Here is a 23,127-nt window from a genome sequence, read left to right as displayed (position 1 = left end):
CGTTACTTCATCGAAGAACGCGGTGCAACAGGCTGGTTGTCGTTGGAGATGGTGACTTCCACGCGACGGTTTTGGGCGCGGCCCGAGTTGCTGGAGTTATCCGCTACCGGATACTCCTTGCCGTAGCCTTGGGCAACGATGCGAGCTGGGTCTACACCGGCGCGGACCAGTGCCATGCGCACGCTGCCGGCGCGACGCTCGGACAGGGACTGGTTGTAGCTGGCCGAGCCGACGCTGTCGGTGTAACCCTCGACGATCACCTTGCGCTCAGGGTTTTCCTGGAGGAACTGAGCCAGCTTGGTGATGTTCGGGTAGGCATTGCTCTTGAGCTCAGCCTTGTTGAAGTCGAACAGCACGTCGCCGAAGGTCACCAGGGTGCCGCGGTCGGTCTGCTTGGCGTTCAGGCTCTGCTGCAGCTTGGCGATCTGGGCGTCACGGGCGTCCAGCTTGGCCTGCGCGCGCAGCGCGGCGGCGTTTTTCAGGTCGCCTTCGGCGGTGCGCAGGGCAATGGTCTGCTTGGCCACTTCAACGCGCTGGTTGGTCAGGTAGGCCAGTTGGTCGACCTTCTGCTCGTCTTCACGGTCCATGTAGGCCTTGTCGGCCTTGTTCAGCCAGTCCTGGGCGTCCTTGGTTTCAAGGGCAGCCACTTTGCTGGCCTGCGGATCGCTCTGCAGGGAGGAGAAGTTGGTACGAGCCGCTTCCAGGTTGGCGTTCGGGTCGTGCGAGCAGGCAGCGAGACCGACGCTCAGGGCCAGGAGGGCGGGAATCATGACGTGTTTGCGCATAGTGTTCATCCTTTGATCGAGTGCGAAGGCTAAGGGAGACAGGGCAGGGCTCACTGAGCGCTGCGCAGGCCTTCCTCACGTACGTCCTGGGCGCCTTGACGGGCGTCCTGCACGGCCTTCTGGGCCTTGGCCGCCTGGGCCTTACGTTCGGCGAGACGCGCGTCCCATTCGGCCTGTTCGGCCAGACGCTTGGCTTCGTCGTACTTCTTGTCATGCATGGCGATTTCGGCCTGCTTGAACTTGTCCTGAGCGGCTTTCATTTCGACAGCAGCGTACTCGGTGCCGCCTGCGCTGACGGCAGAGTTCACGGCGGACTGGGTCACGGCGTACTGTTCGGTGGGCGGGTTGCCTGCACAGCCAGCCAGGACCAGGCTACTGCCCAGGGCCAGCGCGGCCAGCTTGAACCCGCGCACGTAAGTGGATGAAGGTTTGACAGTGCGGGTTTTCATGGTGGTCAGCTCCATTGGATCACTCCTGATAATGACGATGTCCGTAGCAGTCCATCGCTCATTCCCCGGACCGTTTTCATGCGCTTGAGCTCGATGGCGCACAAGTACCGGTGTGCAGGGTTTTAGCGTGATGGCTATTGGCTCCGACTGGAAGAATTTTCGAATAGTTCAGTAAAAAGTCCAGATTACGAGTAACTCTTTCTGACTAATCGGTCAGCTGCAATCCAGCGGAACTTTTGCCCGCCCAAGCGGTTTTGGTCCTGATCGGCACCCGAAATCGTGGCCATGCGAAGATCATTTCTCATCGTTCTCAGCTTCAATCAGGGCATGCAGATGCTGACGTGAAAGGGCGAGAAAACGAGGTGTGGGCCCTACGTCCTCGTACAGGGGATCGCCTTCCTCATCGGTGGCGATGACCTGATGCCCCTGCACGTAGGGGAAGCTTGCCTCCAGCTCCTCCAGCGCCGCACCGACCAATTCGCCAAGCAGCGCTTCGGCGGTACGCTTGGGGTACATGTCGATGAGCGCCGCCAGGCGCGCTTCGGACTCCAGATCAAGGTGCAACACATGTTCGGTACGGCTGAGGGTGCCGGCCGCGTTCTGTTCCCAGTGCTGGGCGAGTTCACGAATTTTCATGATGACCTCTGTTAGCGCCTGCTAGGGCATGCAAGGCATGAGAGTGGTGACCATCAACATTAGTTTGCTTTGGCTGCGCATGGCTTGCCATCGCCGCCTTGCTCTTGGCACTCTGGCAAGAGGTCGCGGCCTCATAGGCGGCGCGATGAGCCTAACAAGGCATGCCAGGCGCTCGAGCTGCGCCACGGAGAGGGCCAATGACCGATATCGATGTGCGTCTGCGTGAAGATGTCCATGTGCTGGGAGAGTTGCTCGGCGAGACTGTTCGTCATCAATATGGCGATGAGTTTTTGCAGAAGATCGAGGACATTCGCCACAGTGCGAAAGCTGATCGACGCAGTTCAGGCGAAGAACTCAGCTCGACCCTGGGTGACCTGGATGATGATGAGCTGTTGCCGGTGGCCAGGGCGTTCAACCAGTTCCTCAACCTGGCCAACATGGCCGAGCAATACCAGCTGATACGGCGTCGCGATGCCGATCAGCCCGAGCCTTTCGAGGCGCGCGTGCTGCCTGAGCTGCTGGCCCGCCTCAAGCAGGCCGGCCATGACGATCAGGCCCTGGCGCAGCAGCTGGCTGACCTGGATATCCAGCTGGTGCTCACCGCGCACCCTACCGAAGTCTCGCGACGTACCCTGATCCAGAAGTACGACGCCATCGCCGCCCAGCTGGCCGCCCAGGATCATCGCGACCTGACGCCTGCTGAAACCGCGCAAATCCGCGAGCGCTTGCGCCGTCTCATTGCCGAGGCCTGGCATACCGAAGAGATACGCCGTACGCGCCCAACGCCCGTGGATGAGGCCAAGTGGGGCTTCGCCGTGATCGAGCACTCGTTGTGGCAGGCCATCCCCAACCACCTGCGCAAAGTCGATCATGCCTTGCACGAGGCGACCGGCCAGCGTCTGCCACTGACGGCAGCCCCCATCCGCTTCGCTTCGTGGATGGGCGGTGACCGGGACGGCAACCCCAATGTCACCGCCAAGGTCACCCGAGAAGTCCTGCTGCTGGCGCGCTGGATGGCAGCGGACCTGTTCCTGCGCGACATCGATGCACTGGCGGCAGAACTTTCCATGCAACAGGCCAGTGCTGCCTTGCGCGAGCACGTGGGCGACAGTCCGGAGCCTTACCGTGCGCTGCTCAAGCAACTGCGCGACCGCTTGCGGGCAACACGCAGTTGGGCGCATTCGGCTCTGTCTGCCAGCGTACCGCCTGGGCCTGACGTGCTGGTGGACAACCGCGAGCTGGTTGCACCGTTGCAGTTGTGTCACCAGTCGCTGCATGACTGCGGCATGGGCATCATTGCCGATGGCCCGCTGCTGGACTGCCTGCGCCGGGCCGTGACCTTCGGCCTGTTCCTGGTCAGGCTGGACGTGCGCCAGGATGCCGCGCGCCACCGTGATGCGTTGAGCGAAATCACCGAGTACCTGGGCATGGGCCGGTATGCCGACTGGGATGAGGAACAGCGTATCGGCTTCCTGCAACAGGAGCTGGCCAACCGCAGGCCACTGCTGCCAGCCCACTTCGAGCCTCAGGACGAGACGGCCGAGGTTCTGGCCACCTGCCGGGAAATCGCCGCTGCGCCAGGCGCCTCGCTGGGCTCGTATGTGATTTCAATGGCAGGTGCCGCGTCGGACGTGCTGGCGGTGCAATTGCTGCTCAAGGAGACCGGCCTGGCCCGCCCGATGCGGGTGGTGCCGCTGTTCGAAACCCTGGCCGACCTGGATAACGCGGGCTCTGTGATGCAGCGGCTGTTGGCGCTGCCCAGTTATCGCGCCGGGCTGCACGGCCCTCAGGAGGTCATGATCGGCTACTCCGACTCGGCCAAGGATGCGGGCACCACGGCCGCTGCCTGGGCCCAATACCGCGCGCAGGAAAGCCTGGTGCGCATTTGCGCCGAGCACCAGGTCGAGTTGCTATTGTTCCATGGCCGGGGCGGTACGGTGGGGCGCGGCGGCGGCCCGGCTCACGCCGCCATTTTGTCGCAACCTCCGGGTTCGGTGGCGGGGCGATTCCGCACCACCGAACAAGGGGAGATGATCCGCTTCAAATTCGGCTTGCCCGGCATAGCCGAGCAGAACCTCAACCTCTACCTGGCCGCCGTGCTCGAAGCCACGCTGCTGCCACCGCCGCCCCCGCAGCCGGCGTGGCGCGACCTCATGGACCAGATGGCTGCCGATGGGGTCAAGGCTTACCGCGACGTGGTGCGTGAGCACCCGGATTTCGTCGAGTACTTCCGCCAGTCGACCCCCGAGCAGGAGTTGGGGCGCCTGCCGTTGGGCAGTCGCCCGGCCAAGCGACGTGCCGGCGGTATCGAAAGCCTGCGCGCCATACCCTGGATCTTCGGCTGGACCCAGACCCGACTGATGCTGCCAGCCTGGCTGGGTTGGGAAACGGCACTGAGCAATGCGCTGGCCGCCGGGCAGGGCCCGTTGCTTGCGCAGATGCGCGAGCAGTGGCCGTTTTTCCGCACGCGCATCGACATGCTGGAGATGGTCCTGGCCAAAGCCGATGCACAAATTGCAGAGGCCTACGACCAACGTCTGGTGCAACCGCACCTGCTGCCTTTAGGTGCGCAACTGCGCGACCTATTGTCGCAGTCGTGCCAGGTGGTGCTGAACCTGACTGGGCAGCAGGTGCTACTGGCGCATAGCCCTGAAACGCTGGAATTCATCCGCCTGCGCAACACGTACCTGGACCCGCTGCATCGGCTACAGGCAGAACTGCTGGCCCGTTCGCGTAACCGCCAGGCCGCTCTGGACAGCCCGCTGGAGCAGGCATTGCTGGTGACCATCGCCGGTATTGCCGCAGGGCTGCGCAACACCGGTTGAGGGGAGGGGGCAGGTCTGCTCCAGAACGGCGCAGGGGGGCACCGAACAGCTACGGTACGGGGGTTGCGCTGGGCGCAACCACTTGCCCGCTCGACCTGAAGTGGTGCATTCATGCAACTTTGGGACGCTTGTCGGGCTGGCAGGCGCTGTGTATCTTGAGCAGCCTTCTGACCGATTCATGGTCATACCGAATTTCCGGACTTGGCCCTGGTTGCCGAATCCATTGAATTGCATACAAAAATTTGAGGAGCACAAGATGCGCGTAATTCTGCTGGGAGCTCCCGGGGCCGGTAAAGGTACTCAGGCAAAGTTCATCACCGAAAAGTTCGGTATTCCACAGATCTCCACTGGTGACATGCTGCGTGCTGCGGTCAAGGCCGGCACGCCCCTGGGCCTTGAGCTGAAAAAAGTCATGGATGCCGGCCAGCTGGTCTCCGACGAGTTGATCATCAGCTTGGTCAAAGAGCGCATCGCCCAGCCTGATTGCGCCAACGGTTGCCTGTTCGACGGGTTCCCGCGCACCATCCCGCAGGCAGAGGCCATGGTCGCTGCAGGCGTGGATATCGATGCCGTGGTCGAGATCGCCGTGGACGACGAAGAAATCGTTGGCCGCATGGCAGGCCGCCGTGTGCACCTGGCCTCGGGCCGTACCTACCATATCCAGTACAACCCGCCGAAGGTCGATGGCAAGGACGATGCCACCGGCGAAGACCTGATCCAGCGCGATGACGACAAGGAAGAAACCGTTCGCCATCGCCTGTCGGTCTACCACAGCCAGACCAAGCCACTGGTGGACTTCTACCAGAAGCTGTCGGCTGCCAACGGTGGCAAGCCCAAGTACAGCCACATCGAAGGTGTGGGCTCGGTGGAGGCGATTACTGCCAAGGTGCTGGCCGCGCTGAGCTGATCGGCACGTTGTCATTGAACGACGGCCCGCTTGCGGGCCGTCGTCGTTTTTGGCCTCGTGCGATGCTGTGGTATCCCTGGCGGCCCACACGGAGGGGGTTTGGGACACGAAGGCGCCGCTGCTCTATACTCCCGCTTTTTTCCACTCACACCTGGATACCTGTTCGATGACCACCTTGTTGGCCCTGGATACCGCTACCGAAGCCTGTTCCGTTGCACTGCTGCATAACGGCGAGGTAACCAGCCACTACGAGGTGATCCCGCGCATGCATGCCCAGAAGTTGCTGCCGATGATCAAGCAGCTGCTGGCCGAATCCGGCGTCGCCCTGGGCACGGTCGATGCCATTGCGTTCGGCCGTGGCCCGGGTGCGTTCACTGGCGTGCGCATTGCCATCGGCGTGGTACAAGGGCTGGCTTTCGCCCTGGAGCGGCCCGTATTGCCGGTGTCCAACCTCGCCGCGCTGGCCCAGGGCGCATTGCGTCAACAGGGTGCCCAGCAAGTGGCCGCCGCCATCGACGCGCGTATGGACGAGGTGTACTGGGGCTGCTATCAGGCCGTAGCGGGGGAAATGCGCCTGCAAGGCGATGAAGCGGTACTGCCACCTGAACGCGTGGCGTTGCCAGCCGGGGCACAAGGACTTTGGTTTGGGGCAGGCACGGGCTGGGGCTATGCCGAGCGCCTGGCGGTCACTGTTGGCGCAAGCGACCCTTCTGCCTTGCCCAGCGCCCTTGATGTACTGAGCCTGGCCCGCTTTGCCTGGGACCGGGGTGAAGCCATCGCAGCCGAGCAGGCCCAGCCGATCTACCTGCGTGACAACGTGGCCACGCCCAAAAAACAGTGAGGCTGTTCGTCGGGCGCTCTCGATAGTGCTACAACCTTTTGCACAAAGTGTGGTCAAGTTCTCAATCGAGCGTTAGCGGCGGGCCATCAATGCTGCTAAATTGCCATCATTGGTCCCGGGTGCTCATGCCATGCGTGTCGACGGTTTCTCATCACAGTCCTTTCCGATCAAGCGTACGCCGCGCAAGGCGGCCGTGCATGATGACGTGGCCGATGATGTCGAACTGGTAGAAGAGGCTGCCATGGCACCTCAGGAGCCTGCTGCTCGTCGCCGTGCCAGCACGCTGCCAGCCCGTCAGCAAGACATGGTGTTCCCCCGCGCCCGTGACCGGCGCACCGCCTCGGCCCTTGCCAGTTACCTGAGCACAGCAGGCTTTACTGACTGGGACATGGAAGTACTGGGGCTCGACCTGTACATTTGACGGATGAGCCTGCCGTCCATCCCCTATTTCATTGGTTGCCCGTCGTGGAGCGAAAACGCCTGGCGTGAGTACCTGTACCCTGCTGACGCCAGCGCCGCGCAGATGCTTGGGCTGTACAGCCAGGTATTCAATGCCGTCGAAGGCAACACCACGTTCTATGCCAGGCCATCACCTGCCACGGTGGCCCGGTGGGCGGCAACGATGCCGGCGCATTTTCGCTTCACGGCCAAGTTCCCCCGCGACATCAGCCACGGTGGCGACCTGCGCGACCATCTCGAACCTGCCTTTGACTTCATTCGCCTGATGGCGCCGCTCGGGGCACGCGTGTCTCCTTACTGGCTGCAGTTGCCCGCTTTGTATGGGCCGGGGCGACTGGAAGAGCTGAGCCAGTTTCTGGAGCAGGTGGGCGTGAGCGTGGCGGTGGAAGTGCGTCACCCGGCGTTCTTCGCCAAAGGTGAGGAAGAACGCGCGCTCAACCGGCTGCTGGCCCAGTTGGGCGTCGAGCGGGTATGTCTCGACCCGAGAGCGTTGTTCAGCTGCACTTCCACGGACCCTGCCATCGTGCACGCCCAGTCCAAGAAACCCAATGTTCCACCACGACCAGCTGCTTTCACTCAGCATCCGCAGGTGCGCTTCATCGGCCATCCGGCGCTTGAATACAACGAACCCTTCCTGACCCCTTGGGTGGACAAGCTGGCCGCATGGATCGAGGAGGGGCGCAGCCCGTACATCTTCTTGCATACGGCTGACAACCGCCTGGCGGCCGCGTTGGCTCAGCGTTTCCACCAGCGGCTCATGCAGCGCCTGCCTGGGCTGGCCGCACTGCCGGAATTGCCGCGAGCGCCGGAGGTCGAACAGCTGGGTCTACTTTGATTTCTTCCCGACTGCCGGAGTGCTTGATCATGGATGTGCAAACCCTGCGAGCCGAAGCCTTCAAGGCCTTGCATCAACGCGATGGCGTCTTCGTCATGCCCAACCCCTGGGACGCAGGTTCAGCCAAGCTGCTGGCCAGCCTGGGTTTCGAGGCCTTGGCCAGCACCAGCGCCGGGCTTGCCTTCAGCCTGGGGCGGCCGGATGCCGAAGGGCGCTGAGCCTCGATGACGTGCTGGACAACGCAGGCGAAATCGTCGACGCCACCGCGTTGCCGGTCGCTGCGGACCTTGAGAACGGCTTCGGGAATTCGCCCGAGGATTGCGCCCAGGCCATCCTGCGCGCTGCAGAGGCGGGGCTGGTCGGTGGCTCCATCGAGGACGCCAGTGGCCGCGCCGCGACGCCCATCTATGAACGGGGCCTTGCGGTGGAGCGTGTCCGTGCTGCCGTGCAGGCGGCGCGCAGCCTGCCGTTTCCCTTCACTTTGTGCGCGCGCGCGGAAAACCTGCTGCACGGTCGCCAGGACCTGGACGACACCATCGAGCGCCTGCAAGCGTTCGCCGAGGCGGGCGCCGACGTGCTCTACGCCCCTGGCCTGCGTACGGCCGAGGAAGTGCGGGCAGTGGTGCAGGCGCTGGCCCCGCGCCCGGTGAACGTGCTGATGGGCATGGCGGGGGTGCCGTTGTGCGTCAACCAGCTTCAGGACCTGGGTGTACGGCGCATCAGCGTGGGTTCGTCGATGGCGCGTGTGGCCTTTGGCGCCTTGCAGCGTGCAGCGCAGGAAATCCGTGAGCAGGGTACTTTCGGCTACGCCGAAGAGGCCTTGCCGTTCGACCAGCTCAATGACCTGTTCCGTCGCGGATGAAGGTCGTTCTGGCGCTTCTGGGCGTACTGGTGCTGGCGGCCGGCCAGGCGTGGCATCTGGGCTGGCGCCCGCCTGCGCAGTGGAACCCGCTGGCCCCCTTGGACGTTAGCCAGCCACCCAACTGGCTGACTGGCTTCAAGCTCAAGCGCCTGCGCGACGACCCGGCGCTTTGCCAGCAGGCGCTTCAGAGCAGTCAACTGCGCTACCGGGCGCAGGCTGACAGCCCTGCTTCGGCCAAATGCCCGCTGAGCAATGTCTGGCGTATCGAGGGTGGCCAGGCCCGCCTGAGCAGCAGTTTCCTGGCCAGTTGCCCGCTGGCGGTCGCCTACGCCTTGTTCGAGCGCCATGGCCTGCAGCCGGTGGCTCAGCGCGTGCTGGGCCAGCCGGTGGTGCAGGTCGATCACCTGGGCAGCTTTGCCTGCCGCAACGTCTACAACCGCAAGGCAGGGCGCTTGAGCCAGCATGCCAGCGCCAACGCTCTGGACATTGCCGGGTTTCGTCTGCGCGACGGCCAACGTATCGTTCTGGCGCGCGACTGGCAGGGGAGCGGGGACAAGGCGGTGTTCCTGCGTGAGGTACGTCAGGCAGCGTGCGAGCACTTCAGCACGGTTCTGGGGCCGGAGTACAACGCCGCGCACCGCGATCACTTTCACGTGGACATGGGCCGTTGGCAGGTGTGCCGTTAGCCTCAGGCGTAGGCGCGCACATTGTTCAACACCACTGGGCGCGCCCAGTGCATGTCGAAGGCCAGGTCGTGCTGCTGGCGTGCCAGGGTCGGCTCATCGAACGGTTCGGGGGCCGGGTCCAGCAGGGTGCTGTCGAATTCGGCGATCGGCAGGAACAGCGGCCGTGGCGCAGGGCCGGGCCCCGGCTCGGCGACCGGTTGGCCCTGGCGGGCGACCACGGGCCGAACCCAACTGTTGTCGATATCGAGCTGGCGCTGCTGCTCGATCATTTCCAGCGCACCGAACGGCTCAGGGGCAGGCGGCAGCAGGTTGGCCTCCAGTTCGGCCTTGGGCAGGAACAACGGCTCGGGCGGCGCGACCACCGTGTCTTGCACCGGGCAGGCGCGTTGTGCGTCGATCAGCGCCAAGGCACGCGCACCGCCAACAGGTTCTCCGCTGTCCTGGTCGTACTGCACGAATGACTGGCTGACGCTGTCGACGGGCGTTTCAGGCTGCTCGGCCATTGCCCGGGCGAAGAAATCCTGCCACAGGTGGCTGACGCCCCCCAGTGCCTGGGTATTGTGCTGACTGTAGTTGTCGACAGGCGACAGGTAGGTCAAGCCGATAGGAAGAATTTCTGACATGGCAGTCGCGCGCGTTGTGCTCTGGCAGAATAGCGGGATATTGCCTGTATCGGCCGTGGCTGCTGATTCATTAAGGCTTGGTTTGATTTTTAGGTGTAGACGATGGAAGAGCAAGGTGCGGGTATCAGGGTCGAGGCGATGTCGGCTGAGTACGCGGAGCAGGCCAAGGGTTGGGCTGAACGCCTAGGCCTGCCGCTACAGGACGAGAGCGCCGGCTTCGCCGTGCAGATCGGCGCTGACGGCTTGCAGATCCAGCAGCTGGGGCCGCAGGCCCCGGGGCCGGTGCGGGTCGACTTCGTCGAAGGCCAGGCCGCGCACCGGCGCCAGTTTGGCGGTGGCAACGGGCAGATGATCGCCAAGGCGGTGGGCATCGCCCAAGGCATACGGCCGCAGGTGCTGGATGCCACGGCGGGGCTGGGCAAGGATGCGTTCGTGCTGGCCAGCCTGGGCTGCCAGATAACCCTGATCGAGCGCCAGCCGCTGATCGCCGCGTTGCTGGAAGATGGCCTGGCGCGCGCCCGTGCGGATGAAGAGGTGGGCCCGATTGTCGGGCGCATGCGCCTGCTGGCCGGCAACGCCATCGAGCGTATGCGCGCCTGGGAAGGCGAGGCACCACAGGTCATCTACCTCGACCCGATGTTCCCGCACCGCGACAAGAGCGCTCTGGTGAAAAAGGAAATGCGCGTGTTCCGGCCCTTGGTGGGTGATGACCTGGATGCCCCGGCCCTGCTTGAAGCTGCCCTGGCGCTGGCCAGCCATCGGGTGGTGGTGAAGCGCCCGCGCAAGGCACCGATCATCGACGGGCCGAAGCCGAGCCATAGCCTGGAGGGCAAGTCGAGCCGGTATGACATTTACCCCAAGAAGGCGTTGAAAGCTTAAAAGGAAATGTATCGGCCAGTGTGATCATTCCCGAAGTCTGCGGAGATCTTCCCGTAGTGCATCCATGATTGCATCCTCGTTTTCCTCATAGAATGCGAGACTAACTTGGGAGTCGACGGAAGGTCGGCGACTTGGACTTGGACTTGAACTTGGACCTGGAGGCGGGGTTTGGGAGTCTGGTACCAGAGCCAGGCTGACGGCCACCTCGTTCCGCGTATATCGCCATTTTGACGAGCGTGTAGCCGAATACATGTCGTATAGCATTTTTTCCTTATCAAGCCTCTCGATAATATGATTTGCGTGCTGGATCTTCTCTGTGCGCCCCCGATCGGTCGCATCACTCAGCATAGTCCTTGCACCTGATAGGCGTTTCTTTAGCGATTTGCCGAGCGCCATGTGTTCGTTAGCGGACAAGCTGGAGTTGGGGGTGTATAGCTTGGGTGAAAGCTTTTGATACGAGTATCCGCCTTTTCGCCACTTGAAGAACGAAGTATATCGGCCACTTGGGTCCGATCGGTTAATCGGGTCATTGCTGCAGTAGGCGTAAGCATTGATTCCCCCTTTTCCAAATGGTGACAAGCTGTCCACACTGTAAAAGCGCATCAGCTCTGGATTGAACAGGCGGTGACCATTACCCAGCAAGTAGCCTATGGCGGCGGGTAACCAACTCTGGCCTGTGAATCGAGATAACAAGGGATTGTCAGGCGGGCTACTGTCATTGCCGTAGGGGCCGTAGTTAATGGTCGTCTGGCTTTCTGAGACAATGTTGACGGTCGACGATTGTGCGTCTGTAGCCAGGAGGCTCGCTTGCGAAGGTAGGCTTGTCGTTTCGCATAGGTTCTGGCTATTGGCGCTGAGCACTGTCTGGTGAGTACTGCCTGTATACAAAGTCGAAAGCTTATTGCCTTTGTAAAAGATCTTCAGTGTTCGCGCTTTCATGGGGGTGTGCTCATAGTCGTAGAGGATACGAGCTTGTTGAAGAGTTTCAGGGTTGACTACTGGCAATAATGCCAGTAGTCATGGGCGTGTTGGTTAAATAGGCTCTGGCCAATTGGCGAGCGTGGTCCGCGCAGGATCGGCCTTGTATCGCGAAAGGGCTGCAAGGCAGCCCGTGATTCCAGCGTTGTCGCGAATATTGCTGGGGCTCTACGGCCTTTTCGCGACACAAGGCCGCACACAAAGGCCCGTTTACGCCTCAGGGTTTGAATGCCCGCAAGAATACCCCCACCACCTCGCGTACATGCACCTCGGCCTCATCCTCCTCCAGCCGCGCTGCGCACCCCAGCAATAACCGGTAATCCGGTGCCCCCTTGACCAGGCAGAAGAAGTGCTCTGCCGCACGCAGCGGGTTGTCTATGCGCAGTAGCCCGCGCTCATGGGCCGCACGCAGCAGCGCTTCCATTCCGGCCAGCACGCGCTTGGGCCCGGCTTCGTAAAAGTATTCGCCAAAGCTCGGGTCCAGGCTGCCCTGGGCCATGATCAGGCGGCTGAGCTTGACCGCTTCGTCACTGCTGATCAGTGCCTGGAAACCACGGGCAATTGTCAGCAGTACCTCTTCTACTGGTACACCTTCGGGGTACTCGAACAACAGGTCAGGCAGCTGGATCTGGCAGGTGGCCATGACCGCCGAGCAGAAAAGCGTCTGCTTGTCGGTGAAGTGGCTGTACACCGTAAGCTTCGATACACCTGCTGCTGCCGCGACCGCATCCATGCTGGTGCTTGCGTAACCCAGGCTCAGAAACAACGACTTGGCCGCTTCGAGAATGGCCTGGCGCTTGGCAAGGTCCTTTGGGCGGCCTGGGCCGCTGGAGACGTCATTGGACATTGGGATCTGCATCTACCTAGAAGGTTGCCTATCTTATACGGCTTGAGCTGGGCTCGCTGTCCTTGACCGCAATACCGTGAAAACGCTCCAAAAAAACTCGGGACGCTCTTCCCGCGCTCTGACGGCTGACTTACTATACCGGCCGGTTCAAATATTCGATCAGCATTTTGCGAAGGGATTCCCGATGTTGCACCGTGCCCTCAGCCTTGCCCTGCCCGTGGTCTTGTTGATGCTCACGGCGTGTAATCAGGAACCCGCCTCACCTGCGGTGGTCCGCCCCGCATTGGTGGTTCAGCCGCAGCCAGCCGAGGCGGTGGCGGATACTTATCCAGGCGAAGTCAGGGCGCGACTGGAACCGGAACTGGCTTTTCGCATCGGTGGCAAGGTCAGCAAGCGGCTTGTGGAAGAAGGGCGACGGGTCAAGCTCAACCAGCCGCTGGCCGAACTGGACCCGCAGGATGTGCGCCTTCAGTTGGAGGCTAACCGCGCGCAATTAGCCGGTGCCGAGGCCAACCTGGCGCTGGTGCGCACCGAGCGTGACCGTTACCAGAAACTGCTCGACAAGCAGATGATCAGCCACTCTCAGTACGACAACGCCGAAAACCTCTACCGCGCTGGAATCGCTCGGCTCAAGCAGGCCAAGGCTGAGTTCGACGTGGCCGGCAACCAGGCAGACTACGCGGTGTTGCGTGCGCCCCAGGCAGGGGTGATAGCCAGGCGCCAGGTCGAGGTCGGTCAAGTCGTCGCTGCGGGGCAGACGGTATTCACCTTGGCAGCTGACGGCGAGCGCGAAGTGGCCATCGCCGTTCCCGAGCAGCAATACGCCCGCTTCGCCGTGGGCCAGCCTGTCACCGTGGAGCTGTGGTCGCACCCGGGGCAGCGCTTCGAAGGGCGGATCCGCGAGCTGTCGCCGGCCGCTGATCCTCGCTCCAGAACCTACGCGGCTCGGGTTGCCTTTACCTCCGCCGACGTGCCGGCAACCCTGGGTCAGAGCGCCAGGGTGTTCATCGCCCATCCAGGTCAGGCGGCGCTGTCGGTTCCCCTGTCGGCCGTCACGGCTGAAGCCGGCCAGGCGTACGTCTGGCGGGTCACTGGCGAGCACCGTGTGCAGCGGGTCACGGTGCAGCTTGGCGCCTACGGTACTGACAGCGTGCCTGTGCTGGCGGGGCTTACGGCTGACGACTGGGTGGTGGCAGCCGGCGGCCATGTACTGCGCGAAGGCCAGCAGGTGCGACCCGTGGACCGCGCTAACCGTGCCGTCGCCCTGACGGGCAAGGAGTAACTCACGATGGGTTTCAACCTCTCTGCCTGGGCGCTGCGCAACCGCCAGATCGTGCTGTTCCTGATGATAGTGCTCGCAGGCGTTGGTGCGCTGTCCTACACCAAGCTGGGTCAGAGCGAAGACCCGCCCTTCACCTTCAAGGCCATGGTCATCCGCACCTTATGGCCCGGGGCCACCGCTGAGGAAGTGGCGCGCCAGGTCACAGAGCGCATCGAGAAAAAGCTCATGGAAACCGGCGAGTACGAAAAGATCGTCTCGTTCTCGCGCCCCGGTGAATCGCAGGTGACCTTCATGGCCCGCGATTCCTTGCACTCAGCCGATATCCCGACATTGTGGTACCAGATACGCAAGAAGGTCGCCGACATCCGCCACACCCTCCCGCTCGAGGTGCAGGGCCCGTTCTTCAACGATGAATTCGGCACCACGTTCGGCAACATCTATGCGCTGACAGGGCCGGGTTTCGACTACGCGGTGCTCAAGGACTATGCAGACCGTATTCAGATCCAGCTGCAGCGGGTCAGGGATGTGGGCAAGGTCGAGCTGATCGGTTTGCAGGACGAAAAGATCTGGATCGAGCTGTCCAACGTCAAGCTGGCCACCCTAGGCATCCCCTTGCAGGCGGTGCAGCAGGCGTTGCAGGAGCAGAATGCGGTAAGCACGGCCGGGTTCTTCGAAACGCCCAGCGAGCGTGTGCAACTGCGGGTGAGTGGGCGGTTCGACAGTGTCGAGCAGATTCGCCAGTTGCCGCTGCGCGTGGGGGAGCGCACGTTTCGCCTGGGCGACGTGGCGCACGTGTACCGGGGCTACAACGATCCGCCTGCGCCACGGATGCGCTTCATGGGCGAAGACGCCATCGGCCTGGCGGTGTCGATGAGGGACGGGGGTGACATCCTGACCCTGGGCAAGGCCCTGGAAACGGAATTCGAGCGCCTGGCCCGCGGCTTGCCGGCCGGCATGTCGCTGCACAAGGTGTCTGACCAGCCCGCTGCGGTGAAGGCAGGGGTTGGTGAATTCGTCCAGGTGCTGTGCGAGGCACTGGTGATCGTCCTGTTGGTCAGTTTCTTTTCGCTAGGCCTGCGCACGGGGTTGGTGGTAGCCCTGGCCATCCCCCTGGTGCTGGCCATGACCTTCGCCGCCATGTACTACTTTGGCATCGGTCTGCACAAGATCTCGCTGGGTGCGCTGGTGCTCGCCCTGGGGTTGCTGGTCGATGACGCCATCATTGCCGTGGAGATAATGGCGATCAAGATGGAACAGGGCTTGGACCGCCTCAAAGCGGCAAGCTATGCCTGGACCAGCACGGCCTTCCCCATGCTGACCGGCACCCTGATCACTGCAGCTGGGTTTCTGCCCATTGCCACGGCTGCCTCCAGCACCGGCGAGTACACACGTTCGATCTTCCAGGTGGTGACCATTGCGTTGCTCACCTCCTGGGTGGCCGCCGTGCTCTTCGTACCCTACCTGGGCGAGCGGTTGCTGCCGGACCTGGCCAAGCGACACGCCGCTCGCCACGGTAACGGCGGCGCTGCACCGGACCCGTATGCCACGCCCTTCTACCAGCGCGTGCGCCGCGTGGTGACATGGTGCGTACGGCGCCGCAAGACCGTCATCGTGCTGACCATCGCCGTGTTCGTGGGCAGCGTGTTCCTGTTTCGCTTCTTGCCGCAGCAGTTCTTCCCGGCCTCTGGGCGTCCTGAGCTGATGGTCGACCTTAAACTTGCCGAAGGCGCATCGCTGGTCAACACGGGCGAGAAAGTCCGGCAACTGGAGCAGTTGCTCAAGCAGCAACAGGGCATCGTCAACTATGTCGCCTATGTCGGCTCAGGGTCGCCGCGCTTTTATCTGCCCCTGGATCAGCAACTGCCTGCCGCCAGCTTCGCCCAATTCGTGGTGCTGGCCGACTCCATGCAGGCACGCGAAAACTTGCGCAGTTGGTTGATCAACACGGTCGAGCAGCAGTTCCCTGATCTGCGCGCGCGCATCACTCGGCTGGAGAACGGTCCACCGGTGGGCTACCCCGTGCAGTTTCGGGTGACAGGCGAGCATATCGAACAGGCCCGCGCCCTGGCCCGGGAGGTGGCAGAAAAGGTGCGGGAGAACCCCCATGTGGTCAACGTGCACCTGGACTGGGAAGAACCCAGCAAGGCCGTGTTCGTGGAAATCGATCAGGACCGCGCCCGCGCCCTGGGCGTCAGCACCCGCCAGTTGTCCAGTTTCCTGCAAAGCTCGCTGACGGGCACCGCGGTCAGCCAGTACCGAGAAGACGATGAACTGATCGAAATCCTGCTGCGAGGCACCTCACAGGAACGCAACGACCTGAGTCAGCTTGCAAGCTTGTCGCTGCCCACGGACAACGGGCGTAGCGTGGCTCTGTCACAGGTGGCCACGCTGGCCTACGGCTTCGAGGAAGGCATCATCTGGCACCGCGACCGTTTGCCGACGGTGACCGTGCGCGCCGATATCTATGACAAGGTGCAGCCGGCCACGGTGGTCGGGCAGGTACAGCCTACCTTGCAGGGCATCCGGGCCAAGTTGCCCGATGGTTACCTGCTGGAGGTGGGCGGCACGGTGGAAGATGCCGAGCGGGGGCAGAAATCGGTGAATGCCGGCATGCCGTTGTTCATCGTGGTCGTGTTGAGCCTGCTGATGATTCAGCTGCGCAGTTTCTCGCGCACGATCATGGTCTTTATGACAGCGCCGCTGGGCCTGATTGGCGTGACCCTGTTCCTGCTGGTGTTCAACCAGCCGTTCGGGTTCGTCGCCATGCTGGGGACCATCGCCCTGGCAGGCATGATCATGCGCAATTCGGTCATTCTGGTGGACCAGATCGAGCAGGATATCGCCTCTGGGCTGGTGCGCTGGCAAGCCATTGTCGAAGCCACCGTGCGCCGTTTCCGGCCCATCGTGCTGACCGCCTTGGCGGCTGTGCTGGCCATGATCCCGTTGTCGCGCAGCGTGTTCTACGGGCCAATGGCCGTGGCGATCATGGGCGGGCTGATCGTCGCTACCGCCCTGACCCTGTTGTTTCTCCCGGCGTTGTATGCCGCTTGGTTCAAGGTCAGGGAGAGCGACTAGCGGCTTTGTTGCTTCGATGTAAAAGGGGCGCACTTAACGAAGGAGCCCCTCGCAGGGTGCGATCAGAGTGCGCCAAACACTTTCTTGGCCAGGCTCGTGGCGGCCTGGGCAGGGTTCTGCCGAATGCTCTGCTCCTGTTTGGCGATCATCTCGAACAAACCGTCCATGGCCTTTTCCGTCACGTAGCTTTCGATGTTGGCGTCATTCTTGATCAGCCCCAGGCCTTTGGCCTGTGCGGCAAAGGCGTTGTACTGCTGGGCCACGCCGACCTGGTCGGTCGCGTGCTTGACGATCGGCAGGAATTTGGCACGGATCTGCTCACGGCTGCTTTTGTTCAGGTACTGGGTCGCCGAATCCTGACCGCCGCCAAGGATGCCCTTGGCATCGGTCACGGTCATGTTTCTCACGGCGTTGACGAGAATGGCCTGGGCCTGCGGCACAGCCGCTTCGGCGGCCTTGTTCATGCCGGCTTCGAGCGCGTCCACCTGCTCGCCTTTGCCGAACATTTTCATGGCCTTGGCCGCCTTGCCCAGGTTGCCGGGCAGCTCGATACGCACGTCCGGGTTGTTGCTGAAGCCGCCCGGCGTGCTTAGCTGCTTGACGGCCAGTTGCGCGCCTTGGGTCAGTGCGTCTTTCAGGCCACCGGTGGCGTCCTTCTGGCTGAGGTCGCCAAGCGACAGGGCAAAGGCGCTTGCCGACAGCAGCAGGCCGGCGCACAGGGTGGTCAGACGCAGGGAGGAGCGGGTCATGGCAGTGTCCTTGTAATCAGAAAAAGGGTCATAGGGTCGCTGTTGCCAGGCCGTCATCCCGGTGCAGGGCAACCTGGCGGATCGACAAGCGCAGCTCGGCCGACAGCACGCGCTTGGCCACGCCTTCGGCCAAACCGCCTAGCTTGTTGCTGTAGCTCAGTTTGCCGTGTGCATTGACGCGCAGCACACCTTGGTCGATCAGCGTCTGGATAAAGTGGCGGAACAGGCTTTTGTCGAAAAATTCCGGTGCGTTCAGACCATGCAAAATAGAAAGGCGCTGGGCCATCGTCACGCACAGCGCTTCGAGCGCTTCGGCGCTCAGGGTACCTTGGCCGCTGTTGAGCAGCAGCGAAGTCGCCATGTAGAAGCGCTGCAGGGTCTGGGTGATGCTGCGCGCCAGTAGGGTCAGCAGCACGAACTGACGAGAACTGGGCGCGGCACGGACAAAGATGTCATTGTCCTGGCGAAGCAAGCCTTGCTCCACCAAGGCGCCCAGCCATTGGTCGATCACCTCGTCGAGCTGCTCAGGTTCCCAGCACAGGAACAGTTCTGCCTGCAAGTAGGGGTACAAGGCATGGACATATTGGCCTAGCAACGCGCGGCTCATGCGTGAGCTGCTGAGGAAGAAGCTTGCCAGCAGGGCCGGCAGGGCAAAGATGTGCAGGACATTGTTGCGGTAATAGGTCATCAGTACCGCGTTGTTTTCATCCAGGTACAGAATGCGCCCGAGCGCGTCTTTCTGCTCTGCCACCAGATCCATCCCGCGCACATGCTCGATCAGGGCCTGACCGTCGCCTTCGGGCAATGTGGTATGGGCGGAGTAGGGCACCTGGCGCATCAACGCCAGGTACAGGTCGAGCACGCGCACCAGCGCACGTTCGTCCAGGGCCAGCTTGCTGGTGGAGAGCAGGGCCAGCGCCACCAGGTTGACCGGGTTGATGGCCGCTGCGCCGTTCAAGTGCCTGGCCACGGTATCGCCCAGGCGCGTCGTGGTTTCGCTGAGCCAAGCCGGGCGGTACTGCGGCCCGTGGTCCTGGTCTCGCCAGCCGGGTTGCTGCTGGTCGAGAAAGTCGGCCAGGCGGATAGGTTCGCCGAAGTTGACGTAGACCTGGCCAAAGCGTTGCTTGAGCGCACCCAGCACTTTGAAAATATCGAAAATGGATTCTTTCTTCTTGCTCGCCCCGCGCAACTCACCCAGGTAGGTGCGCCCTTCGAGGACGCGCTCGTACCCGATGTAGACAGGCACGAACACGATTGGCGTGCGCGAGGAACGCAGGAAGCTGCGCAGGGTGATGGCCAGCATTCCCGTGCGTGGCTGCAGCATGCGCCCGGTACGCGAACGGCCACCCTCGACGAAGTACTCCACCGGGAAGCCTTTGGTGTACAGCGTGTGCAGGTATTCGTTGAACACGGCGGTGTAGAGCGGGTTGCCCTTGAACGAGCGGCGCATGAAGAAGGCGCCACCGCGGCGCAGCAGGTTGCCCACCACGGGCATGTTCAGGTTGATGCCGGCCGCCACATGCGGGGGTGTCAGGCCATTCTTGAACAGCAGGTACGACAGCAGCAGGTAGTCGATGTGGCTGCGGTGGCAAGGGACGTAGATCACCTCGTGGCCCGGGGCGATGCCCTGCACCTGCTCGATGTGGTTGACCTTGATGCCGTCGTAGATCTTGTGCCAGAACCAGCTGAGCACCACTTCGAGGAAGCGAATGGCCGTGTAGGTGTAGTCCGAGGCGATTTCATTGCCGTAATGGCGGGCCTGTGCCTCGGCCTTGGCTTGGGGCACGTGCTCGCGCTCGGCGTGCTCGGCGATGGCCTGGCGCACTAACGGCGCATGGATCAAGCCTTTGACCAGGTTGCGTCGGTGGGAGATGTCCGGCCCGATGACCGCTGTCTTGAGGTTGCGCAAATGCACGCGCATCAGGCGCTGGGCCATGCGCACGGTGCGGGCGTGGCCCTTGTTGTGCTGCACCAGTTCGCGCAGGTGGATCGGGGTGGAGAACTGCACCCGGGTCTTGCGCCCCAGGATCAGTACGCTCAGCAAGCGGCGCAAGCGCCCGGTCACCGCCCAGCTGTCGGCGAACAGCAGCTTCCACGGGCTCGACTCGCTGTCGGGCGACTGTCCCCAGAACACGCTGACTGGAATGATCTGCGCATCTTCCTCGGCGTGCTGGCCGAGCACTTCTACCAGACGCTCCAGGGTAGGCGGGGCGCCGCTTTTGTCATGGCGCCCCAGCCAGTCCGGATCAGGGGTGAGATAGAAGAACGCAGCCGCCTCGTGCAGGGGGCCGACGACCACTGGCAGTACCGGGCGTGGCAGCCCTGCCTTGGTGCATTCGTGGTCGAGCACCGCCAGGTCCGTGAGCGCAGGCGAAGGCAAGGCATAGAAAACAGGGCGACTGCGGTCGAGCTTGAGGGTCAGGGCCGACTGATTGATGGTTTCGGAGCGCACCCACAGGTACAACAATCGGCGCAGAACACCGAATACCAAGCGGTGCAGGGGGGAACGGGTCATGAAGAGGGGCCCTGGTTGACGGTGAGGAATGCTGGGCGCAGCGATCGCTGCGCGGTTGGCCCATACTGGCCAGTCGTTCGCGTTGCGCCTAGCTTGCCGTGCACCTCGCCGGTCTTCAAATTTTTTATGCGCCAGCACCGTTCAGGCCTGCCGCTTGCAGGAGATTTACGCACGCGGCGCTGATTCGGGGCGATTGTCTCGTGTCGGCAAGGCGATTTTCACAATAAAAATCCGGAGTAGTGCAGATGTCGTCTCGTGAGACTGGGAACGTGAAGTGGTTCAACGATGCCAAGGGCTATGGCTTCATTCAACGGGAAGGGGGCGCGGATGTCTTCGTCCACTACCGGGCCATCCGGGGTGAGGGGCATCGCAGCCTGGTCGAGGGCCAACAGGTCGAGTATGCCTGCGTACAGGGCCAGAAAGGCCTGCAGGCCGAGGATGTCGTGGGTCTCTGAGCGGCCAGGCTCAAGCCTGAAGCTGCAAGCCGGCTGTGCTTGCAGCTTCAGGGACGCCCGTCAGGACGATGTACGCCAGGTGATTTCCTCTTCGCCGTCGGCACTGATACGCACCCAGCGGTCAGCATCCTCCTCGCCGTCTTCCTCTACCCAGCCGCCGGGTGCACAGCGTACTTCCACACCCAGGGCCGCGTGGGCATCACGCCCACAGGCGATATCATCGGCCCAGGGCGTCTGGTCGCTTTCCAGGTACAGGCTGTTCCATTTCCCTACAGCCTTGGGTAACCAAGTGACCGGAATGTTACCGGCCTGGCACTTGTAGGTCTGGCCTTTCTGCTTCCATTCGGTGCACGGGCCGATGGCCTGGGTCAGCCAGGCTGCAATCTGCTTGTGGTCGACTTCGGCGTCCTTGAGGTAAATCTCGATATCAGGTTGGCGCATAACACCTCCGGGTGTGCTCATGCTTGGCGCACGAAATAGTCAAAACGCATGGAGACGGTGACCTCGAACGGTTCCGGCTGCTCGACCACTTGCGCCCGACGCTCTGCACTGGCACGCCAGCCGTGCGGGGTCATGGCGAGCAACGCAGCACGGGCTTGAGGTTCGGCCAGGCTCAGGCGAAATTCCAAGACCTCGCCATGGGCGTGGTACATGCCTTGGGGCACCAGGGCCAGATGCTTGTCGTCAGCATAGGGGCGTACCTGGTCGTAGAGTACTTCGCGCAGCTCCATCAGGTGGCCGCTGGTAGGGCCTACGCGCATCAGGCCGCCGCCTGGGCTCAACACCCGACTGGCTTCGGCCCAATCCAGCGGGCTGAAGACGCTGGCGACGAACTGGCAGCTGGCATCGGCCAACGGCACGCGCGCCATGCTGGCTACCATCCAGGTGACGTCCGGTGCGCGGCGGCAGGCACGCTTGACCGCCTCACGGGAGATGTCCAGGGCGTAGCCATTGGCATCAGGCAGTGCCTGGGCCACTTGCGCGGTGTAGTAGCCTTCGCCGCAACCGATGTCCAGCCACGCGCCGGGCTGGCGCTCGGCCGCCAACTGCGCCAGCCGTCCGGCCACAGGTGCGTAATGGCCGGCGTCCAGAAAATGACGGCGTGCTTCGACCATGGCCTGGTTGTCACCTGGGTCGCGACTGTTCTTGTGCTGCACCGGCAGCAGGTTCAGGTAGCCCTGGCGCGCGCGATCAAAGCGGTGGCCGGCTGGGCACACCACGCCGTTGTCGAGCGGGCTCAGGGCAGCCTGGCAGAGTGGGCAGGTCAGCATCAGGCGAGCAACCGTACCAGGGTCTGGTAATAGATTTCGGTCAGCAGGTCCAGGTCGCTGGCCAGGATGCGCTCGTCGACCTGGTGGATGGTGGCATTGACCGGGCCAAGTTCGACCACTTGGGTGCCCATGGTGGCAATGAAGCGGCCATCGGAGGTGCCGCCGCTGGTGGAGGGTTGGGTCTCGCGGCCGGTGACGCCCTTGATGCTGGCCGAAACCGCATCGAGCAGCTCGCCTGGCTCGGTCAGGAACGGCAGGCCGGACAACGCCCACTCCACCGACCAATCCAGTTCATGCTTGTCCAGGATGGCCGAGACCCGAGCCTTCAGGCCCTCTACGGTGGACTCGGTGGAGAAGCGGAAGTTGAACAGCGCTGTCAGTTCGCCGGGCACCACGTTGGTTGCGCCGGTCCCGGCATTGAGATTGGAAATCTGGAAGCTGGTCGGGGGAAAAAAGGCGTTCCCCTGGTCCCAATGTTCGGCAGCCAGTTCCGCCAGCGCTGGCGCGGCCAGGTGGATCGGGTTGCGCGCCAGGTGCGGGTAGGCAACGTGGCCCTGCTTGCCGCGCACAGTCAGCGTGGCGCCGAGCGAGCCACGACGGCCATTCTTGACCACATCGCCCAGCACGGTGGTGCTGGAGGGCTCGCCGACGATGCACCAGTCAAGGCGCTGGTTGCGCGCCTTGAGGCGTTCGACCACGGCCTTGGTGCCGTGATGGGCCGGGCCTTCCTCGTCACTGGTGATCAGGAAGGCGACCTGGCCCCGGTGCTCGGGGTAGTCACGCACGAAGCGCTCGCTGGCCACCACCATGCACGCCAGGCTGCCCTTCATGTCGGCCGCGCCACGGCCACAGAGCATGCCGTCGGCATCGATCAACGCCTGGAACGGCTCGTGTTGCCACTGCTGGACGGGGCCGGTGGGCACTACATCGGTGTGACCGGCAAAGCACAGCACCGGGCCTGGCTGGGTGCCGTGAGTGGCCCAGAAATTGTCGACGTCCTCGATGCGCATCGGTTCCAGCTCGAAGCCCACGGCGCCCAGGCGCTGCATCATCTGCGCCTGGCAATCGGCGTCGACGGGGGTGACCGAGGGACGACGGATCAGGTCGCAGGCCAGTTGAAGGGTAGGCGAGAGCTCGGCAGGGGCCGTCATGGGGAACTCCGGGGCAA

At 63.0% G+C, this 23,127-nt stretch carries 21 protein-coding genes and 1 pseudogene; 11 read left to right on the top strand and 11 right to left on the bottom strand.

Features of this window, described 5'->3' with window-relative positions; all coding sequences use genetic code 11:
- Positions 1 to 2: 2 nt before the first annotated feature.
- The 3 genes from ACF8E5_RS16425 to ACF8E5_RS16415 all read right to left on the bottom strand — a co-directional run bounded on the left by ACF8E5_RS16425 (position 3) and on the right by ACF8E5_RS16415 (position 1,870).
- Positions 3 to 785 carry an OmpA family protein gene (locus ACF8E5_RS16425; RefSeq protein ID WP_058639546.1) on the bottom strand — a complete coding sequence of 261 codons (783 nt, stop codon included), beginning with the start codon at positions 783 to 785 and terminating at the stop codon, positions 3 to 5.
- Between the two features lie 50 nt (positions 786 to 835).
- A complete protein-coding gene (locus tag ACF8E5_RS16420; RefSeq protein WP_023534068.1) occupies positions 836 to 1,249 on the bottom strand; it encodes a DUF4398 domain-containing protein in 414 nt (137 codons plus the stop codon).
- 279 nt (positions 1,250 to 1,528) lie between these two features.
- Positions 1,529 to 1,870 carry a pilin assembly protein gene (locus ACF8E5_RS16415; RefSeq protein ID WP_392475543.1) on the bottom strand — a complete coding sequence of 114 codons (342 nt, stop codon included), beginning with the start codon at positions 1,868 to 1,870 and terminating at the stop codon, positions 1,529 to 1,531.
- A gap of 197 nt (positions 1,871 to 2,067) precedes the next feature.
- On the opposite strand from ACF8E5_RS16415, the gene ppc reads away from it, so the two are divergent.
- The 7 genes and pseudogenes from ppc to ACF8E5_RS16380 all read left to right on the top strand — a co-directional run bounded on the left by ppc (position 2,068) and on the right by ACF8E5_RS16380 (position 9,285).
- Complete coding sequence (ppc, locus tag ACF8E5_RS16410; RefSeq protein WP_392475542.1) at positions 2,068 to 4,695, top strand: phosphoenolpyruvate carboxylase; 2,628 nt, start codon at positions 2,068 to 2,070, stop codon at positions 4,693 to 4,695.
- A gap of 256 nt (positions 4,696 to 4,951) precedes the next feature.
- Complete coding sequence (adk, locus tag ACF8E5_RS16405; protein ID WP_078478997.1) at positions 4,952 to 5,602, top strand: adenylate kinase; 651 nt, start codon at positions 4,952 to 4,954, stop codon at positions 5,600 to 5,602.
- A gap of 166 nt (positions 5,603 to 5,768) precedes the next feature.
- Positions 5,769 to 6,443, top strand: coding sequence for a tRNA (adenosine(37)-N6)-threonylcarbamoyltransferase complex dimerization subunit type 1 TsaB (tsaB, locus tag ACF8E5_RS16400; RefSeq protein ID WP_058639543.1), 675 nt, complete (start codon positions 5,769 to 5,771; stop codon positions 6,441 to 6,443).
- Positions 6,444 to 6,573: 130 nt separating this feature from the next.
- Positions 6,574 to 6,864: a hypothetical protein gene (locus ACF8E5_RS16395; RefSeq protein WP_058639542.1), complete on the top strand. Its 291-nt coding sequence runs from the start codon at positions 6,574 to 6,576 to the stop codon at positions 6,862 to 6,864.
- A 3-nt stretch (positions 6,865 to 6,867) separates the two neighbouring features.
- Complete coding sequence (locus ACF8E5_RS16390) at positions 6,868 to 7,737, top strand: DUF72 domain-containing protein (protein WP_392475541.1); 870 nt, start codon at positions 6,868 to 6,870, stop codon at positions 7,735 to 7,737.
- A gap of 29 nt (positions 7,738 to 7,766) precedes the next feature.
- Positions 7,767 to 8,599, top strand: a pseudogene (locus tag ACF8E5_RS16385) (oxaloacetate decarboxylase).
- A complete protein-coding gene (locus tag ACF8E5_RS16380) occupies positions 8,596 to 9,285 on the top strand; it encodes an extensin family protein (protein WP_058639539.1) in 690 nt (229 codons plus the stop codon). Before ACF8E5_RS16385 ends, ACF8E5_RS16380 begins: the two are co-directional and overlap by 4 nt.
- A gap of 2 nt (positions 9,286 to 9,287) precedes the next feature.
- Here ACF8E5_RS16380 and ACF8E5_RS16375 read toward each other — a convergent pair whose 3' ends face one another.
- On the bottom strand, positions 9,288 to 9,908 hold the full coding sequence (locus tag ACF8E5_RS16375; protein ID WP_058603739.1) for a hypothetical protein: 621 nt from the start codon (positions 9,906 to 9,908) through the stop codon (positions 9,288 to 9,290).
- 102 nt (positions 9,909 to 10,010) lie between these two features.
- On the opposite strand from ACF8E5_RS16375, the gene ACF8E5_RS16370 reads away from it, so the two are divergent.
- Positions 10,011 to 10,787 (top strand): class I SAM-dependent methyltransferase, encoded by a 777-nt coding sequence (locus ACF8E5_RS16370; RefSeq protein ID WP_058639538.1) that lies wholly within the window; start codon positions 10,011 to 10,013, stop codon positions 10,785 to 10,787.
- A 24-nt stretch (positions 10,788 to 10,811) separates the two neighbouring features.
- On the opposite strand, the gene ACF8E5_RS16365 is transcribed toward ACF8E5_RS16370, so the two are convergent.
- Together ACF8E5_RS16365 and ACF8E5_RS16360 are read right to left on the bottom strand one after the other, a co-directional pair.
- Positions 10,812 to 11,726 (bottom strand): RHS repeat-associated core domain-containing protein, encoded by a 915-nt coding sequence (locus ACF8E5_RS16365; RefSeq protein WP_078478996.1) that lies wholly within the window; start codon positions 11,724 to 11,726, stop codon positions 10,812 to 10,814.
- A gap of 256 nt (positions 11,727 to 11,982) precedes the next feature.
- On the bottom strand, positions 11,983 to 12,624 hold the full coding sequence (locus tag ACF8E5_RS16360) for a TetR/AcrR family transcriptional regulator C-terminal domain-containing protein (protein WP_392475540.1): 642 nt from the start codon (positions 12,622 to 12,624) through the stop codon (positions 11,983 to 11,985).
- A 172-nt stretch (positions 12,625 to 12,796) separates the two neighbouring features.
- Between ACF8E5_RS16360 and ACF8E5_RS16355 the strand changes: the two genes are divergently transcribed.
- Both ACF8E5_RS16355 and ACF8E5_RS16350 read left to right on the top strand, forming a co-directional pair.
- Positions 12,797 to 13,894 carry an efflux RND transporter periplasmic adaptor subunit gene (locus ACF8E5_RS16355; protein WP_392475539.1) on the top strand — a complete coding sequence of 366 codons (1,098 nt, stop codon included), beginning with the start codon at positions 12,797 to 12,799 and terminating at the stop codon, positions 13,892 to 13,894.
- A gap of 6 nt (positions 13,895 to 13,900) precedes the next feature.
- A complete protein-coding gene (locus tag ACF8E5_RS16350) occupies positions 13,901 to 16,969 on the top strand; it encodes an efflux RND transporter permease subunit (protein ID WP_392475538.1) in 3,069 nt (1,022 codons plus the stop codon).
- A 62-nt stretch (positions 16,970 to 17,031) separates the two neighbouring features.
- Here ACF8E5_RS16350 and ACF8E5_RS16345 read toward each other — a convergent pair whose 3' ends face one another.
- Positions 17,032 to 17,718 (bottom strand): DUF4197 domain-containing protein, encoded by a 687-nt coding sequence (locus ACF8E5_RS16345; protein WP_058639534.1) that lies wholly within the window; start codon positions 17,716 to 17,718, stop codon positions 17,032 to 17,034.
- Positions 17,719 to 17,746: 28 nt separating this feature from the next.
- Complete coding sequence (gene plsB / locus ACF8E5_RS16340) at positions 17,747 to 20,233, bottom strand: glycerol-3-phosphate 1-O-acyltransferase PlsB (protein ID WP_078478993.1); 2,487 nt, start codon at positions 20,231 to 20,233, stop codon at positions 17,747 to 17,749.
- A 245-nt stretch (positions 20,234 to 20,478) separates the two neighbouring features.
- On the opposite strand from plsB, the gene ACF8E5_RS16335 reads away from it, so the two are divergent.
- Positions 20,479 to 20,688, top strand: a complete 210-nt coding sequence (locus ACF8E5_RS16335; RefSeq protein ID WP_023534051.1) for a cold-shock protein — start codon at positions 20,479 to 20,481, stop codon at positions 20,686 to 20,688.
- A 60-nt stretch (positions 20,689 to 20,748) separates the two neighbouring features.
- Here the strand turns inward: ACF8E5_RS16335 and ACF8E5_RS16330 are convergent, their stop codons facing one another.
- Genes ACF8E5_RS16330 through dapE form a run of 3 tightly spaced genes read right to left on the bottom strand, consistent with a single transcriptional unit; the run spans position 20,749 to position 23,110 of the window.
- Positions 20,749 to 21,129 carry a hypothetical protein gene (locus ACF8E5_RS16330; protein ID WP_196185615.1) on the bottom strand — a complete coding sequence of 127 codons (381 nt, stop codon included), beginning with the start codon at positions 21,127 to 21,129 and terminating at the stop codon, positions 20,749 to 20,751.
- A gap of 17 nt (positions 21,130 to 21,146) precedes the next feature.
- A complete protein-coding gene (locus ACF8E5_RS16325; protein ID WP_145256205.1) occupies positions 21,147 to 21,959 on the bottom strand; it encodes a putative RNA methyltransferase in 813 nt (270 codons plus the stop codon).
- Positions 21,959 to 23,110: a succinyl-diaminopimelate desuccinylase gene (dapE, locus tag ACF8E5_RS16320; protein WP_058603731.1), complete on the bottom strand. Its 1,152-nt coding sequence runs from the start codon at positions 23,108 to 23,110 to the stop codon at positions 21,959 to 21,961. Before dapE ends, ACF8E5_RS16325 begins: the two co-directional genes overlap by 1 nt.
- Positions 23,111 to 23,127: the final 17 nt, after the last annotated feature.

The organism is Pseudomonas sp. WSY_20, from assembly GCF_043104335.1.
Taxonomy (GTDB): domain Bacteria; phylum Pseudomonadota; class Gammaproteobacteria; order Pseudomonadales; family Pseudomonadaceae; genus Aquipseudomonas; species Aquipseudomonas parafulva_B.
The sequence above is the reverse complement of the archived record's forward strand: the minus strand, read 5'-3'. Positions and strand labels throughout refer to the sequence as shown.

Bases quoted from the DNA above. Each gene is read 5' to 3' on its own strand.
- ACF8E5_RS16425 (WP_058639546.1), bottom strand. From the start codon at position 785: ATGCGCAAACACGTCATGATTCCCGCCCTCCTGGCCCTGAGCGTCGGT.
- ACF8E5_RS16420 (WP_023534068.1), bottom strand. From the start codon at position 1,249: ATGGAGCTGACCACCATGAAAACCCGCACTGTCAAACCTTCATCCACT.
- ACF8E5_RS16415 (WP_392475543.1), bottom strand. From the start codon at position 1,870: ATGAAAATTCGTGAACTCGCCCAGCACTGGGAACAGAACGCGGCCGGC.
- ppc (WP_392475542.1), top strand. From the start codon at position 2,068: ATGACCGATATCGATGTGCGTCTGCGTGAAGATGTCCATGTGCTGGGA.
- adk (WP_078478997.1), top strand. From the start codon at position 4,952: ATGCGCGTAATTCTGCTGGGAGCTCCCGGGGCCGGTAAAGGTACTCAG.
- tsaB (WP_058639543.1), top strand. From the start codon at position 5,769: ATGACCACCTTGTTGGCCCTGGATACCGCTACCGAAGCCTGTTCCGTT.
- ACF8E5_RS16395 (WP_058639542.1), top strand. From the start codon at position 6,574: ATGCGTGTCGACGGTTTCTCATCACAGTCCTTTCCGATCAAGCGTACG.
- ACF8E5_RS16390 (WP_392475541.1), top strand. From the start codon at position 6,868: ATGAGCCTGCCGTCCATCCCCTATTTCATTGGTTGCCCGTCGTGGAGC.
- ACF8E5_RS16380 (WP_058639539.1), top strand. From the start codon at position 8,596: ATGAAGGTCGTTCTGGCGCTTCTGGGCGTACTGGTGCTGGCGGCCGGC.
- ACF8E5_RS16375 (WP_058603739.1), bottom strand. From the start codon at position 9,908: ATGTCAGAAATTCTTCCTATCGGCTTGACCTACCTGTCGCCTGTCGAC.
- ACF8E5_RS16370 (WP_058639538.1), top strand. From the start codon at position 10,011: ATGGAAGAGCAAGGTGCGGGTATCAGGGTCGAGGCGATGTCGGCTGAG.
- ACF8E5_RS16365 (WP_078478996.1), bottom strand. From the start codon at position 11,726: ATGAAAGCGCGAACACTGAAGATCTTTTACAAAGGCAATAAGCTTTCG.
- ACF8E5_RS16360 (WP_392475540.1), bottom strand. From the start codon at position 12,624: ATGCAGATCCCAATGTCCAATGACGTCTCCAGCGGCCCAGGCCGCCCA.
- ACF8E5_RS16355 (WP_392475539.1), top strand. From the start codon at position 12,797: ATGTTGCACCGTGCCCTCAGCCTTGCCCTGCCCGTGGTCTTGTTGATG.
- ACF8E5_RS16350 (WP_392475538.1), top strand. From the start codon at position 13,901: ATGGGTTTCAACCTCTCTGCCTGGGCGCTGCGCAACCGCCAGATCGTG.
- ACF8E5_RS16345 (WP_058639534.1), bottom strand. From the start codon at position 17,718: ATGACCCGCTCCTCCCTGCGTCTGACCACCCTGTGCGCCGGCCTGCTG.
- plsB (WP_078478993.1), bottom strand. From the start codon at position 20,233: ATGACCCGTTCCCCCCTGCACCGCTTGGTATTCGGTGTTCTGCGCCGA.
- ACF8E5_RS16335 (WP_023534051.1), top strand. From the start codon at position 20,479: ATGTCGTCTCGTGAGACTGGGAACGTGAAGTGGTTCAACGATGCCAAG.
- ACF8E5_RS16330 (WP_196185615.1), bottom strand. From the start codon at position 21,129: ATGCGCCAACCTGATATCGAGATTTACCTCAAGGACGCCGAAGTCGAC.
- ACF8E5_RS16325 (WP_145256205.1), bottom strand. From the start codon at position 21,959: ATGCTGACCTGCCCACTCTGCCAGGCTGCCCTGAGCCCGCTCGACAAC.
- dapE (WP_058603731.1), bottom strand. From the start codon at position 23,110: ATGACGGCCCCTGCCGAGCTCTCGCCTACCCTTCAACTGGCCTGCGAC.